Source organism: Clostridium sp. D33t1_170424_F3 (assembly GCF_015667585.1).
Classification (GTDB): Bacteria; Bacillota; Clostridia; order Oscillospirales; family Acutalibacteraceae; genus Anaeromassilibacillus.
In genome coordinates, this window is sequence record NZ_JADPEG010000015.1 from 1 (window position 1) to 14,605 (window position 14,605).

The following is a 14,605-nucleotide window of genomic DNA, read 5'->3' on the forward strand; positions in this document are numbered from 1 at the left end:
AAAGCTCAGGAACTGGATGACCTGCAGCAGGTCCTTCCAGGCGCCGTCGATGTCCTTCTGGGAGGCGTCGAGCTGCTCTTCAACTTTCTGTGCGTTCTTCAGAGCGGCGTCAAACTTCTTCTGTACGGAGGGGACCGCCGCGAGGTATTCCTCGCCGCCGTTCAGCGCTTCCGCCGCCGTCAGCACGGTGCGGAGAATCTGCTTGTTGACCACGGTGAAGGCCAGATCGTATTTGGCTGCCGCCGGCAGTCCGTTGATGGTCATGGTGTAGGAATCCGCGGTGAAGTCCTTCTGTGCCTCGCCGTTGACGGAGACGCCCGCGAACGTTCTGCCTTCCACCGCCGGGAGGAAGGTCAGGGTGGTTTTGCTGTCCGGGGTGAGTTCCGCTTTGTAGCTGCCGGTCAGGTTCGCCAGTTTCTGTTCTTCATCGTTTACGAACAGGGACGCCTGCTTGCCGCTGTAGTTGACTTCCAGGGTTTTTGCGTCGGTTGTCTTTTCAAAACGGATCGCTGCGCCGCCGGAAGTTGTCAGATCCTTGCGGCTGTGAGCCGTGATGGTGCTGCCGTCGGCCTGCTTAAAGGTGTATTCCAGGACCGGGGTGTTGAGTCCCGCAAGCTCCAATGTAAGTACATCGTCGCGTGTAACGGTCTTGGTCTCTGCAATCAGGCCATTCAACGGTTCTTCCAAATCCAGTGGATTTTCCGGATTGTCTCTGTAGATATAGGCCGTATAGGTGCCTTCGCCCAGGAAGTCCAGATTAATATCGACCGGTTTGTTCTCTTTGTAAGCGCAGATCACGCCCATATACCAGTCGTCGCCGTTGCGGCGTGCCATCTCGACCAGCTCGCCAACCTCGCCGTAGACCAGCTTGCTCTCGTCCCATTCAACAGGCATGCTGTTCCAGTATTTCTCGTAATTGGGAATGGACTGGTAAACCGACGGTTTATCCGCCAGGCACTGGATGCCGCTTTCGTAGATGATCGGCAGCGCATACATGTGCGCCAATGTGAACAACGGCGGGTTGTCAAACTCTTGTGGTTTTCCGGTATCCGGGTCGAGGGGACCAAAACGCACGTTATTCAAAGCGCCAAAGGAAGCCATCGGGGTGTAATCCAGCGGGCCGACCGCGCCTCTCGTGAAGGGGATCACGCAGTTGTTAGCCGCCGTCAGGTCGCCGCCCCACGGACGGCTGCCGCCGCCGTAATCGTTGACGTCGCGCCAATCGCTGACTGCATAGCCTTCCGCACCGCCGACCGCTTCTCTTGTCAGGGCATTCGGATAGGTGCGGCGCTCGCCGGCCGGTTTCACTGTTCCATGCAGGTTAATGATCATATGATTTTCCGCCGTCAATTTCAGCAGATTGTCGTACAGCTGCATCATGGACTGCGTTGCGGAATCGAAGAAGTCGGGCTTGATTCCCGCGATGCCGAGTTCTGCCCAGTAGGCGATGCGCTCACGCTGTTTTTCTGTTACAATATCGTTTTTATGTACCCACACCAGAAGTTTGATGCCTTTGCTCTTGGCATATTCGACCACTTCTTCTGTCCAGGAGTAGTAACCCAGGTAGCGCTGGCCAGCCGGTGCGTTCGGATCGTAACCAGGCACGTTCTCTTTGTCCTGCGTCCGGTTGTACGGAATCATCCAGCCTTCGTCCAGCAGTTGGTACTGCCAGCCCATCTCGGCGGCAAAGTCGATGTATTCCTTGTAGATGCGCAGGCCTTCGGTTTCAAACTTGTCGGCTGGAATCTGATCGTGGCGGAGGTCGCCATTCAACCAGGACCAGTTGGATACGCCAGGCTCTACCCAGCTGGCGTCATCAATGACGCTGTCCGGGCTCAGGTTTTCCGGCATGGTGTTGTCCATTATCGCTGCCAAATCGCCCATGACCAGGAAACGCCATGGGGAAGTAAACGGTGCGGTGGTGACAACCGGACCTTCGGCAGCTTGTTCCGGCGCGAATTTTACATGAAACATCTTGCCTTTGCCGCCCTGAATGACCGATCCGCAATAAGTGCCGGTCATCAGATCCGCTTCAGAGAACAGGCCGTAGCTGCCATCTTTGGTTTGGTACAGCAGCGGAACATTGTATACGGAACCTTCAATGTTGGATTTGCCGTTCAGATTCCTGTGGGGCCATTCATTTGCTACGCTGGAATTGTCTCCACAGCTCTGTCCCCAGAGCTGCTGATATTCCTGCGGGAGCTGCAAGCCTGTAAATTCTTCTGTAATCGTCAGGTCGTTTTCTCCGTCAATGGCATAGCGAAGCGCAATTCCATCGTCATATGCGCGGAAAATAATGCTGTATGCAACACCGTCCTTCGTGAACGGGAATACGACTTCGCGGTAGCTGGTATTCACATGCTTTACCTTGCCGCCGATAAGGTCATAGGAATCATTGGCAGTTTGTTCTGATACATCGCCCAGGACCAGGCCGGAACGAAAATCGCCCAGGTTGGTGGCAAGGCCGGTCGGAGAGACGCCCGTAAACAGTTCGTCATCTTTGCATGCGAGATATGACACAGTGCCTGCCGCACGGTCGTAAGCGACCAGGGCGGCAACCTCGCTGTTCGGCGCTTTTATCTCAAAAATGCTTCCTTCAATGGGTTCTGTTCCAACGACAATCTGTGCATGCGCTCTCAAAATGGAACCGTCGTCCAGCTCTGCGGTAAACAGAAGAGAAGCGGTGCCGTTGCTCTTTGCTGCAGCCGTAATCCCAGTGCTTGTTCTGCTGACTTCCAGCACAGAGGGGTTGCTGCTTTCAATTGTATAGTCCGTAACAGTGTTGCCAAAACGATCTGTTGCGGAAACGGACGCCGTAGTACTTTCGCCTGCCGATAGCAGTGTCTGCGCAACCGCTATTTCTGCGACCGGCTCCTGCGGCTCCGGTTCAGGAGCTGCCGTTTTGGGGAGTTTCCACAAACTGGTTTTCGCGTTGCCGCCCGCCAGGACAGCCGGTGTGCCGTCCGAGGTGCCGTCGCCGTCCAGGGCAATGTAAAGCGGCGTTTCCGCCTTTTTATTCAGAATCCGGAACGTATCGTTGTCTGCCGGGATAATTTTCCACCACTGGGAATCGTCCGTGTTGTTGATGTTGCCAACCGTCAATTTGACGCCGGCTTCCGCTTTGGAATCGGTCGGCATTAAAACGGTCTCGGTCGTATTCTTCGGTTGGATGCGGTAGTATTCCATGTTTGCGTCAGGGATCAGGCGCCAGTACAGCGCATCGCCCTGGTAGTTCCACCACAGATCCACAACGGTTCCCGGGGAGGTGGCGCCGCCGTAAGTCTCAATGCCGGCATCCTTTAACGAAGATAGAATCTGATAAGTAGCGGAGCTATCCCATTCCGGTGCTTTTTCTGTCTTTACATAATGGATTGCTGCACCGCCGGTTTCCGCGAGCGGGATGGAAAGGGAATCGTTTTTAGTGACAGTCTGTGTTTTTGCATCAACGATTTCCATAGGCGCTTCGCCGTCCAGGAGGATATAGGCGGTGTAGGCGCCTTCTCCCAGGAAGTCAAGGCTGAATTCTGCTGTACGTGCCCCGTCGCAGATAATTCCCTGATACCAGTCATCGCCGCTTCTGCGCGCGATGTTGACATATTCACAGGGGATGCCGTCCACCAGCAGGGATTCTTCCCATGCGGAAGGCATGCCTTTAAAATAATTTTCATAGCCGGGGTGCGCACGGTAAACCTCCGGTGTGTCAGCCATACACTGAACGCCGGCCTCGAAGATCACCGGGAGCGCCGCCATATGGGCCAGCGTGAACTGCCGGTGGTCGCCGCTGACGCCAAAGGAGGCCATGGGGGTGTAATCCATGGGGCCAACTGCATTGCGGGTGTAAGGAAGCGTGCAGTTGTGGCGCGCACTGACATTGTCTGGGATAAAGTCGTACTGTTCCGCGCCGAACACTGCTTCACGCGAGATGACCTGCGGCCAAGTGCGGCGTTCGCCGGTAGGCTTGCCTGCGCCGTGCAGATTCAGAAGCATATGGTTTTCAGCTGTCTTTTTCATGAGCCGTTCAATCTGAAGTATGGTGTCCTGCGACTGGGAATCGAAGAAATCCGGTTTGATTCCCTTGAAGCCCATTTTGGCCCATTCCGTAACACGCTCCTGCTTTTCCGGGGTGTCAAGATCCGAGCTGTTGGCCCAAACAATCAGGCCTACGCCTTTTTCATTGGCATACTGAACCAGGTCGTCTGTCCAATCATAGTAGCCTTCGTAAATGTAATTGCTGCCTCTGGGCGCTTTTTTCTGCCAGCCTTCGTCCAACAATTGGTACTGCCAGCCCATTTCTACCGCAAAGTCGATATATTTTTTATAGATTTCAAAAGCGTCCGTTTCAAAATTGACGTTCGGATCAGTGTGGCGCAGATCGCCGTTCAACCAGGTCCAATCCACAGTGCCGGGCTGGATCCAGCTGGTATCTTCTATCTGGCAATCCTCGCTCAGAGTTTCCGCCATGGTGTTTTCCACGATGGTTTTCGGGGTACCGATCACGGCAAAGCGCCACGGGGAGGTAAACGGCGCCTCTGTAACCACGTCGTCTTCCTGCTCCGGTGTAAAGGTTACACGCAGCAGACCCGTTCCATCGCCTTGCAGTTGCGCGCCGCAGTAGGTAGCGTTCAAGTCAGCCTCGGAGAGCAGCGCCCATGCGCCGTCTCTGGTTTCATAGAGCAGGGGCATGCAGTAACCGCCGCGCAGCTTGTGCGCTTCGTGTTCCTGTGCGACCGATTCATTGGCGTATTCGTAATCCATTGCCTGCGCAACAGAACCGCTGGCCAACTGGAATCCGGTGTTTTCCTCAGAAATGCGGAGTTCCGCACCGTCTTCCGTTTCAATCGCATAGCGGAACGCCATACCGTCGTCGTAAGCGCGAACTACAATGCTGTAGGAAACGCCGTTTTTGGTAAAATGCAGCGTCATCTGATTGGCCGTTGCGCTGACCTGATCCACCTTGGCGCCGATCAGATTGTACGAATCGGTTACTGTTTCGTCGTCACGAGCTGTAAACGTCAGACCGTCGCGGAAATCCCCTTCGCTTGTCACAAGACCGGTGGGGGAGCTGGCGACAACGGTCTTTCCTTTATAGGAAGAGACGAATCGCACCGCGCCTTTATCGTTCATGAAGAACAAGGCGGAAACGTTTTCATCCGGAGAGGAAACCGACCAAGTTTGTCCCTCCTGACCGGCTCCGACGATGATCTCACAGGAAGCGGTGCAGACAATATCCCCGTCCACTGCTTCGCAGGTGATCGTTGCGATACCGTCGGAAATACCGGTGACTTTACCCGTCTTTTCATCGACTGCAGCGACATTCGGATTGCTGCTGCTGAAGGTACATTGGTCTTCGGTCAAATCAATTTTTTCCTTGCCATTGGAATAAGCAGAGAGTACCATTCCCGCGGTAGCGCCCACCACGACAGAAGGCTCCTCCGGCTGGATCGCAATGGTTTGCAGGCGATCCAGAATAGAACGGTCGCAAACCAGTTTGGCGTCCGCCCACACGGCGTTCGGGTAGCCACTCGTCGCCATGCGAAGTACGGTTGTTCCCTCCGGGATGGCAACATCCACCGGTGTAATACCTCTGCTGCTGTTCAGGGACTTTGCGTAGATTTCTTTGCCGTCTGCCTGCAGAGTGAAGGTGGTGGTACCCCAATCACTCTGAATGGCAATCTGCGCCTGAAAACGCAGGGCGCCGTATCCGGTCAGATCATAAACGATTTCTGCGTTTCCGCTGGTTCCCAGACCCTTGTCAAACGGTACGTCCGCACCGTCCGCGTCCTTCAGGACAATCTTTTGAACGTTGACGTCCCTGTCCCTGCGAACCAGCCACCAGCCGTCGTGGGCTGATGTCCATTCCATGTCGCTGAGGTAAACGCTGGTAGTGTCTCCGCCAGAATCCCTCACTTCTTTTGTGCTCACACTTGCAAATGCCGGCATCCAGGTGGTACACACCAGGGAAAGCACCAGCATCAATGACAATAGCGAGCTCCAAGGTCTCTTCCTCATGCTTTGAATCCTCCTTCATAATTACAGGCGTCTGCGCCTGTTTTTATAAACCTCATTGTAGCAAAAGAAGTGTTCTAAAAGTGTTCCTTATTAATTCTGATTTTTAGTGAATTTATGCAAAAACTATATTAAAATTAATTGATTTGAAAGGTTTCCAATTTTTTTATGAAGGGTATTCCTAATGACCCATAATCGGCATTTTGTAAAATAGAAGGTCCTGTCGCTTTTGACAGCCTGAAGCGCTTTGAAAGCGGCCGGTTATATATCAAATGCCGCCAGTTGATTTGATGAGATTTCAGGTTTTGTTAACGGTCGCTTTTTGGCTTTTTTAAGTTTACATAGAATTTCAATTGTACGAACATGATAAAAATACCTGCAAAGGGGCTGTGTGTGTGAATAGCCTTTACAATGTCATCATTTTTTCATCTATGGCGCTATATGGAAGGGCGGTGTATGTTATAATACGCAAACAAGAAGTGATGGTTGGGACTTTTGCAACGAAAGCGTGTGCAAAAGGTTTTCATATTTCATTTTTATCAATGAAGTGCGAAAGCGGCAGGCAATAACGCCCTGTTTACACGACTGAATGGAGTATACGTCGATTCCTCGAGTGTTCGTTGGAATCGACGTATATTATTTTTTAGGATGATAAAACTTAAGTTCACGAGCTGTAAAAAGCGAAGCTTTAAATAGGCGTCTGTATTTTAAATATGTGTAATAAGGACCTGATTTTAATTAAATTCATATTCTATAACTTATATATAATTTTATGAGATAAGATTTTTTAGAACCATGTTCAATCAGGTTACATGGTAATTGTCTGCATGTCGTTTAGGTGCGTAAATTTTTTATAAAATGGCACGGTCTCCCAAATGCGGCAAAAGCATTTGCATCTGTCCAACGCGAAGAAAGAGATTTTTTAAACAATATATATGAGGAATGTGACACACTGGGACATAACTGAACATGAAATTGTCAAACGCAGGACAGGTTTGCTGTTTCAGAAAATGAATTGACAGTGCAATACAAAAGTACGGAGAAATTGCAAAAAATCAGAAATGGCAGATGTTTACAACATCTGCCATTTCGATCAATTTGTGTGTTAGGATAACCTATTTGTTTTGCAGCTCAACCAGCTTTCGAATCTGTTCCAAAGCGTAATCCTGGAAATCCGGGCGTAAAGCTTGAAAAATCTCCAACGCTTCTTCCAATTTCTTGTTACAGGGAGGGGTGTGATTGAACATTTCACCTTCTCCTGTTTTAAGCCAAACCTCGTTTACGCCATACAGATCGCAAATATGGCGAAGTTGAAGCTCCTTTGGCTGTACCCGGCCGTATTCCAAATTGCTGATCACATCTCTGCTGACCCCCAGTTTTTCTCCAAACTCTCTTTGTGATAAATTTAAAGCCTCTCTCACAGCTTTTATTCTATTAGACAATTTATTTGCCTCCTGTCTTCAAGGATACGTCTATATTACAACACAAAAAAGCGCTTGTCAACACAAAATAGGCAAAGATGAAGTGTTGACAACTCACATAAAACGTGTTATATTGAGGATACAACACAGACGTGTGAAGGAGAGTGTGGCAATGACACAGAACGAAGAACAAATTAAAAGGATTGCGGAGTTGAACTCAATTTTTCTTACTTTGGATGACAAAGGCCAAGACAGCGTATTGATGATCTTGCGGTCATTGGACTTTGCTCAGTCTGTCATGAACTTGTCACAAGAAGGTGAAAAGTTTTCCAAGAACCGTCTAGCTTAAATATTCGCGATGGTAAACGTTGATAAGTGCTTTGAAAAAATACCTTTCTTAAGAAAAACGACGAAATGCATGCGGATTTAAAGCTCTTCAACAAATGAAAAATACCTGCAAAAAAACGTCCCGGTCATATACCGAGACGTTTTGTGTGAATTTTTAGCATCGCCGCGTATTTGAAAAAAATCCGGTAATGCTAAATACATCTCTTTTAACAAGTAATCTTCGTAAAGTAAATAACTTTAAGAAAAAAGGCGCGAAATGCAGGTGTTGTCCTGCATTTCGCGCCTTTTGACTAAAAAGCTGACGGCAAATCAAGCTGGTTTTAATCCGTCCATATAACGCCTTTTTAAGTCCATAGAAGGGTGTACATAGCGGTTCATCGTTGTATTCACATTTGCATGGCCTAAAAGCTCGCTTAAACTTTTTACATCAAACTTGTTTTCTACACATCGTGTGGCAAAGGTATGCCGAAGTACATGAAAATTATAACTCTTAAGGCCCGCTGCTTTTAAATATCGCTTAAAGTAATTCTGGTACGTACGGGGCTCTAAATACCGTCCTTCTTTTCCTGTTAAAATAAATGCTTGGGGAGAGATCCCTTTTGAGAGATCAAACAAAATGTCTTCCAAAAAGGCAGGCAGGGGGATATCTCGGATCGAACTCTGGCTTTTCGGCGTATCGAGAATGACAGAAGTCTTTGTCTTTGCATTGGGGTCTTCGTTATGGATGCGCTGCAGGGTACCACGTACCATTAATATACCAGACACAAAAGAAATGTTTTCCCATTTTAATGCACAGAGTTCGCCTAAGCGCAATCCTGTATACAAAGCCAGCAGGATTCCTGCTGTTTGATAATTTAAATTATTTAATAAAAAATTTTCTAGTATTTGTCTTTCCTTAGAGGATAAAACTGTTACTTCTTTCACGGTTACTTTTGGCTTAATAGATAGATTATAATAAGGACTCAAACATAGGTGCTGTTTTTCTCCATAATCCAGTGCAGATTTTAACAGATAGAGAATATCTGATATTGTTTTTGGGGAAAGCCCTCCGGATTTGTCAATTCTTCCACTGGCGATTTTCTGCTCCACAAAACGATCAAGGCGGTCTGCGGTAATCATATCAAGCCTGATATCGCCAAGCCCAGGTAATATATGTTGGTTTGCTAAAAAGGTATACTGGCTAAAGGTAGAAGCTTTTACCGTAACACGAATTGCGCGAAGCCATAGTACAAACAAATCCGACACCGTTAAGCTATGGGTATATTGCGGTTGGTCAACAATAAGAGACGTCTTTTTTAAAGCTGATTTGACTTCCAAATAGGTTTTTCCATAGATGGAACGATATTTTGCTTTTCCGTTTTCAGCGTATCCGACGAGATAGCGACCTTCCCAACGGCCATCTTTTCGTTTGTAAATATTTTCTCCTTTTCTGGGCATTTTTCCACCTCTTATCTCTAATTTTATGACCAAAAAATTGACGGGAATTATATCTGCTACATTTATATTGTTAACAAATCGTAAAGAAATTTGTTACCGAAAATTCACTAATATCCCAAAGATGCATAAATTTGCAGAAAAAAGAATTTTGAACCTTGCGATATAAGGGGGCAGGGATTATAATATACAGAAGAATTTCGACCGTTTTTTACATCTTAAAGTTATTTACTTTAGGAAAAGAATTTGAAATAGTTCAGGAAAATCTTTTGGTATGTAAAGGAGCGATTTATTTACCTATAGCTGAATGAAGACTGTGCGCTAATGTATTTACGCTTTACTAGAATACCACATTTTAACAAAATTTGCTAGGAGGAGAATTAAATTGAAAGCTACTGGTATTGTCCGAAGAATCGACGACTTAGGAAGAGTCGTCATCCCAAAGGAGATTCGTCGTACTCTGAGGATTTTTGAGGGTGATGCGCTGGAAATATTTACCGATGCACAGGGAGGGGTTACTTTTAAAAAGTATTCCCCTGTGGGAGAATTGGCGGCGTTTGCGGAACAGTATGCGGAAGTTCTGAGCAGTGTAACAGGCAAGCCCTCTGTTATTTGTGATAAAGATCATGTTATTGCTGCTGGAATATCCCGAAAAGAATATATTGGCAGACGTGTTTCTGTAGAATTGGACGATTATTTACAGGAGCAAAAATCGTATATTTGCAAAGAAAATGACGAGAAGCTTTATCCGATAGAGGGAATTGATAAAGTGGCTGGCGTTGTATATCCGATTGTTGTTTCCAGTGAAATTATGGGTGCAGTGGTTTTACTGCAAGATGATGAGTTTGTGCCGGCAAATGAATCAGAAGAGAAACTGACAAGAGCAGCAGCAAGCTTTTTAAGTAAACAGATGGAAAAGTAAGCTGTGCAAAAGCGGTTTAGGAATTGTAAAGCTTTGTTCTAAAATTAAGAATTGCATCATTGCTTGATTTTTAAAAGTCATATATTGTGCAGGGAATATGGATCAGTGAAATGGAATAAAACGCGATTTAGGAGTTTGTAGATTTGGTTGGGTAAAGTTATTTTATCCGAAAAAACGCCATGATTACAAACATGGTGATACCACCGAAGATAAAGCAGGCGATATTTATCCACATGGTACTGTCCACCTTTCAATAAAGTTACGTTATGAGATTTGCGTTTTATGAGGGATCATGCGGAGGGAAACTGATATGATATTTCGCTTTTGTAAAAGAATGTTTGACGTTATGGCAGCGTTACTTGGGCTTGTTATACTGCTTCCTGTATGTTGTGTTGTGGGAGTTGTCATTAAATTGGAATCCCCTGGTCCCGTGTTGTTCAGGCAGCCGAGAATGGGATTACATATGAAGCCGTTTACAATTTATAAATTTCGAACCATGTATGTAGAGGCACCGAAAAACTGCGCTACCAGAAATTTGGAAAACTCAGGTTCTTATATCACGCCTGTCGGAAAGTTTCTGCGCAATACGAGTATTGACGAAATCCCGCAGCTGATAAACATTCTCAAAGGAGAAATGAGTTTTATTGGTCCCCGGCCTGTTGTCCTTTCAGAAATAGATTTAATTCAGTCCAGAGAAGAGAAAGGCGTTTACGGTGTAAGGCCCGGATTGTCCGGCTGGGCGCAGATCAATGGGCGCGATTTAGTAAGTGTAGAAGATAAGACGTCTTACGATACATACTATGTGGATCATTATGGTTTTAAAATAGATATGCTTATATTCTTGAAGACCATTCTTTATGTGTTAAAGAGAGCCGATATTCAAGAGGGGAAAACAAAGGTCTTTCGTTTTGAAAAACAAATGGAAGATTCTGTTGAAAATAAAGCAAGTTGAGTGCTTGCATTTTTGTATTGATTTTATTTAGAGAGGATTGAAAACATGGAGGAAACTACCGAGCTCGATTTGCGGGAACTCTTTTATGTCGTTCGTAAACACATGAAAGGGATTTTCGCCGGGTTAGCGGTTGGTCTGATTTGCGCTGTATTGATTTCGATGTTTGTGCTGCCTAAAAAGTATACTTCGTCGGTTTCGCTATATGTAAATAATGGACAGCCAATTATAAATAATGCTTTAAATATGAATGATATTAACGCTTCCCAAAAACTGGTTGGCACTTACATTGTGATTTTGCAGGATGAGCATGTCATGGAACAGGTGGCAGAACAATTGAGCAGCCCGCTTTCAGCTGCTCAGCTGGCCGGGATGATTTCCATGGGAGCGGTAAACGATACAGAAGTTCTAGCTATTTTTGCCAATACAGAGGATCCGCAGCTTTCAGCAGAGATTTGCAATGTCTATGCGGACATTGCACCAAAGGTTCTGCAGCGTGTGGTAAAAGCAGGCTCTGTGGAAGTGCTGGGAGAGGCAAAGGCGGCAACGTCTCCTTCTTCTCCGAGTGTGGTGAAAAACGGCTTGATTGGAGCTTTGGCTGGTTTGGTCCTTATGCTTGGATGGACATTCTACCGGGAAATGGCGGACAATACGGTTAAGAGTGAAGATGATCTAAGGAAACATATCGATGTTCCTGTGTTGGGTGAAATCCCCAAAATCCATATTGAAAAGGAAAGAAGGTGATTGTTTGGCAAAGCGTTATTTAAAAGGTATGGAAAAGCTGAACTCGACCTTATGGACCAGCTACAAACTGGATGATGCGAAAAAATTCCATGTGACAGAGGCGTATAAACTGATTCGGACCAATTTGCTGTTTACTTTATCAGATGCGGATAAAAAAGTTGTTTTGGTTTCAAGTGCGGAGCCCGATGCGGGGAAATCCATCAGTTGTGCAAATTTGGCAATTTCGATGGCGCAAACAGGTGCGCGCGTTTTGCTGATCGACGCCGACATGCGCCGTGCTGTACAACACCGTATTTTTGGTATTCCGAAGGGAAAGGGGATTTCCCAGTTACTGGGCGGATTTTGCGGCCTGGAAGATGCGATTGTGCATGATAAGTCGTCGTTAGATATTATAACGGCAGGTCAGCAGCCTCCTAATCCAGTGGAACTGCTTGCATCCAAATCAATGAATACAATTCTGGAAAAGTTGTCTGAACAATATGATTATATTTTCATTGATACGCCTCCGGTGAACATTCTTTCGGACGCTTTGGTTTTGGCTGATAAGGTCGCAGGTGTTGTTTTGATTGCCAGACAAAAGCAAACGACTTACGACATCCTGCAAAAGGCGATTGACAGTATTCGCAAGGTGGATGGCGTGGTTCTTGGAACGGTAATCAATGATGTTGAAGAGAAAAATAAACCGTATAAATCCTACTCTTCCTACTATAGCTCCTATTATGGGAGCTATGAGCCAAAAAAAACAGCGGAAAAATGAGGGGAATGCCATGTGGACAGATTTTCACAGCCATGTTCTTCCTGGAATAGACGATGGTGCCAAAGATGTGAAAGAAGCTTCTGTGATGTTGCACACTATGGAAAATCAGCAGGTGAAGACAGTATTTGCTACTCCACATTATTATGCTCATTGTGAAAAGATTGAGGATTTTGTGGAGAAAAGGCAAGTTGCCTGCACTCAATTGGAAGAAGCAAAAGGGGATTCCATGAAAGTCGCCCTGCGAATGGCTGCGGAAGTAGCGCTTGAGCCGGAAATTTGCCGGTTGGATTTAACGCCGCTTTTTTATGAGGATTTATCCGCTGTTCTGCTTGAATTGCCGGCATCCCACTATAAAAGCTGGATGTCACAGGAAATTGAAGAGGTTGCGTACACCTTTTCAGTTATTCCAATATTAGCGCATTTTGAAAGATACCTGTGGTACGAACGGGAAGGTCTGCGGGAGCTTTTGCGGCTTCCTAAAGTGGTTGTTCAAATAAGCGCCAATATGCTGGCCAACCGGGAAACAATGGATTTAATAAAAGACTTGTATTCCTTAGGAATCCCAGTTTTGTTGGGCAGCGACGCACATAATTGCGGGACACGGCCGGTGTGCTTTGATATTGCGCAAAAGATTTTAAAGAAGAGAAAGTATGGAGAGTTAGAAGCTTGGATTACTGAAAGTACGCAGATGATTCTCAGCAGTTGAATTTCCCTGTATATGTGGCTGAAATGATTTTGTGTTTGATTGGCGTTCAGGCCTTCTTTTTTTATATTGTTTTAATGAGGTAATTTTACTATGACGGATGTGTTTTTAGTTGGGAGCAAAGGAATTCCAGCCCGGTATGGCGGATTTGAGACTTTTGTCGAAAATTTGACTGCAGGTAAAACGGACCCCTCCATCCGTTATCATGTTTCCTGTATGAATCAAGAGGAAAAGCATTTTGCATATCATGAAGCGGATTGTTTTAATGTAAAAGTACCTGTACCTGGAGCGCCGGGCCGTATTTTACATGTCAGCCGGGTGCTGCGGCAGGTAGAGCAATGGATAAAAGAAAATAATCCCGAAAATGTGATTGTTTATATTTTAGGATGCCGAGTGGGCCCTTTGTTGTATTTGCATGCATCCCGTCTTAGAAAGTACAATGTCAGAATTTTTGTTAATCCGGATGGTTTGGAGTGGAAACGGGCAAAGTGGAATGCTTTAGCAAAAAAAATTCTACGGTATTGTGAGGCTTGTCTTGTAAAAAATGCGGATCTTGTTGTCTGCGACTCCCAAAACATTGAAAAATATATACAAGATACCTATCCGGCAAAGGCGCGGGCCACCACCTTTATTGCTTATGGAGCGGATGTAATACGTTCTACCTGTTTAGAGGAAAAACTTCAGTCGTGGTACGGGAAGTTCGGTTTGCAAAGTGGCGAGTATTATTTAATTGTAGGACGTTTTGTTCCGGAAAATAACTATGAGACGATGCTGATTGAGTTTATGCGGAGTAATACCAAGAAGGATTTAGTGGTTATTACGAATGTGGAGCAGAATAAATTTTATAAAGCCTTGTCCGAAAAAACAGGATTTGAAAAGGACCTGCGAATTAAATTTGTCGGAACCGTTTATGATCAGGAATTGCTGAAAAAAATTCGTGAAGAAGCATATGGCTATATCCATGGACATGAGGTTGGCGGGACCAATCCAAGTTTATTGGAGGCTTTGGCAAGTACCAGGGTAAATTTGTTGCTTAATGTAGGGTTTAACCAGGAGGTAGCAGAGAAAAGTGCATTGTATTGGTCGAAACAGCCGGGAAGTTTAGCCAAACTGGTTGAAGAGGCTGACCATCTGACGGGAGAAGATAGAACACGTTTAGGTGAGGGAGCGGTTAGCCGCGTGAAAGATTTCTACAATTGGAAATCAATATGCCGGCAGTATGAAGAATTGTTTAAATAAAACGTACTGCATTTCTAGCAGACAATTTGATATCAATTTAAGGGCTATAAAAATATTGAGGTTATTTCTAAACCCAAATGCT

Annotated in this window: 10 protein-coding genes; 7 read left to right on the forward strand and 3 right to left on the reverse strand. The window is 46.0% G+C overall.

Annotated elements, in window-relative coordinates:
• Window positions 1–6,009 (reverse strand): glycoside hydrolase family 97 N-terminal domain-containing protein (locus I4V53_RS10610; protein ID WP_195985672.1); only part of this gene is annotated, 6,009 nt, incomplete at its 3' end.
• A 1,112-nt stretch (window positions 6,010–7,121) separates the two neighbouring features.
• Window positions 7,122–7,448 carry a helix-turn-helix domain-containing protein gene (locus I4V53_RS10615; protein WP_195985673.1) on the reverse strand — a complete coding sequence of 109 codons (327 nt, stop codon included), beginning with the start codon at window positions 7,446–7,448 and terminating at the stop codon, window positions 7,122–7,124.
• Window positions 7,449–7,599: 151 nt separating this feature from the next.
• On the opposite strand from I4V53_RS10615, the gene I4V53_RS10620 reads away from it, so the two are divergent.
• The gene (locus tag I4V53_RS10620; RefSeq protein ID WP_195985674.1) at window positions 7,600–7,776 is read left to right on the forward strand and encodes a hypothetical protein; all 177 of its coding nucleotides are present in this window, start codon (window positions 7,600–7,602) and stop codon (window positions 7,774–7,776) included.
• Window positions 7,777–8,084: 308 nt separating this feature from the next.
• Here I4V53_RS10620 and I4V53_RS10625 read toward each other — a convergent pair whose 3' ends face one another.
• Window positions 8,085–9,212 (reverse strand): tyrosine-type recombinase/integrase, encoded by a 1,128-nt coding sequence (locus tag I4V53_RS10625; RefSeq protein WP_195985675.1) that lies wholly within the window; start codon window positions 9,210–9,212, stop codon window positions 8,085–8,087.
• 382 nt (window positions 9,213–9,594) lie between these two features.
• On the opposite strand from I4V53_RS10625, the gene I4V53_RS10630 reads away from it, so the two are divergent.
• The 6 genes from I4V53_RS10630 to cps2T all read left to right on the forward strand — a co-directional run bounded on the left by I4V53_RS10630 (window position 9,595) and on the right by cps2T (window position 14,523).
• Entirely contained in the window at window positions 9,595–10,131 is a 537-nt protein-coding gene (locus tag I4V53_RS10630) for a stage V sporulation T C-terminal domain-containing protein (protein ID WP_207747895.1), read from the forward strand.
• 310 nt (window positions 10,132–10,441) lie between these two features.
• Window positions 10,442–11,083 carry a sugar transferase gene (locus I4V53_RS10635; protein WP_207747896.1) on the forward strand — a complete coding sequence of 214 codons (642 nt, stop codon included), beginning with the start codon at window positions 10,442–10,444 and terminating at the stop codon, window positions 11,081–11,083.
• Between the two features lie 45 nt (window positions 11,084–11,128).
• Complete coding sequence (locus I4V53_RS10640; RefSeq protein ID WP_195985677.1) at window positions 11,129–11,824, forward strand: YveK family protein; 696 nt, start codon at window positions 11,129–11,131, stop codon at window positions 11,822–11,824.
• Between the two features lie 4 nt (window positions 11,825–11,828).
• Entirely contained in the window at window positions 11,829–12,581 is a 753-nt protein-coding gene (locus I4V53_RS10645) for a CpsD/CapB family tyrosine-protein kinase (protein ID WP_195985678.1), read from the forward strand.
• Window positions 12,553–13,287 (forward strand): CpsB/CapC family capsule biosynthesis tyrosine phosphatase, encoded by a 735-nt coding sequence (locus I4V53_RS10650; protein WP_195985679.1) that lies wholly within the window; start codon window positions 12,553–12,555, stop codon window positions 13,285–13,287. The genes I4V53_RS10645 and I4V53_RS10650 overlap by 29 nt, the downstream gene beginning before the upstream one ends.
• Window positions 13,288–13,377: 90 nt before the next feature.
• On the forward strand, window positions 13,378–14,523 hold the full coding sequence (gene cps2T, locus I4V53_RS10655; protein ID WP_195985680.1) for a beta 1-4 rhamnosyltransferase Cps2T: 1,146 nt from the start codon (window positions 13,378–13,380) through the stop codon (window positions 14,521–14,523).
• Window positions 14,524–14,605 lie beyond the last annotated feature (82 nt).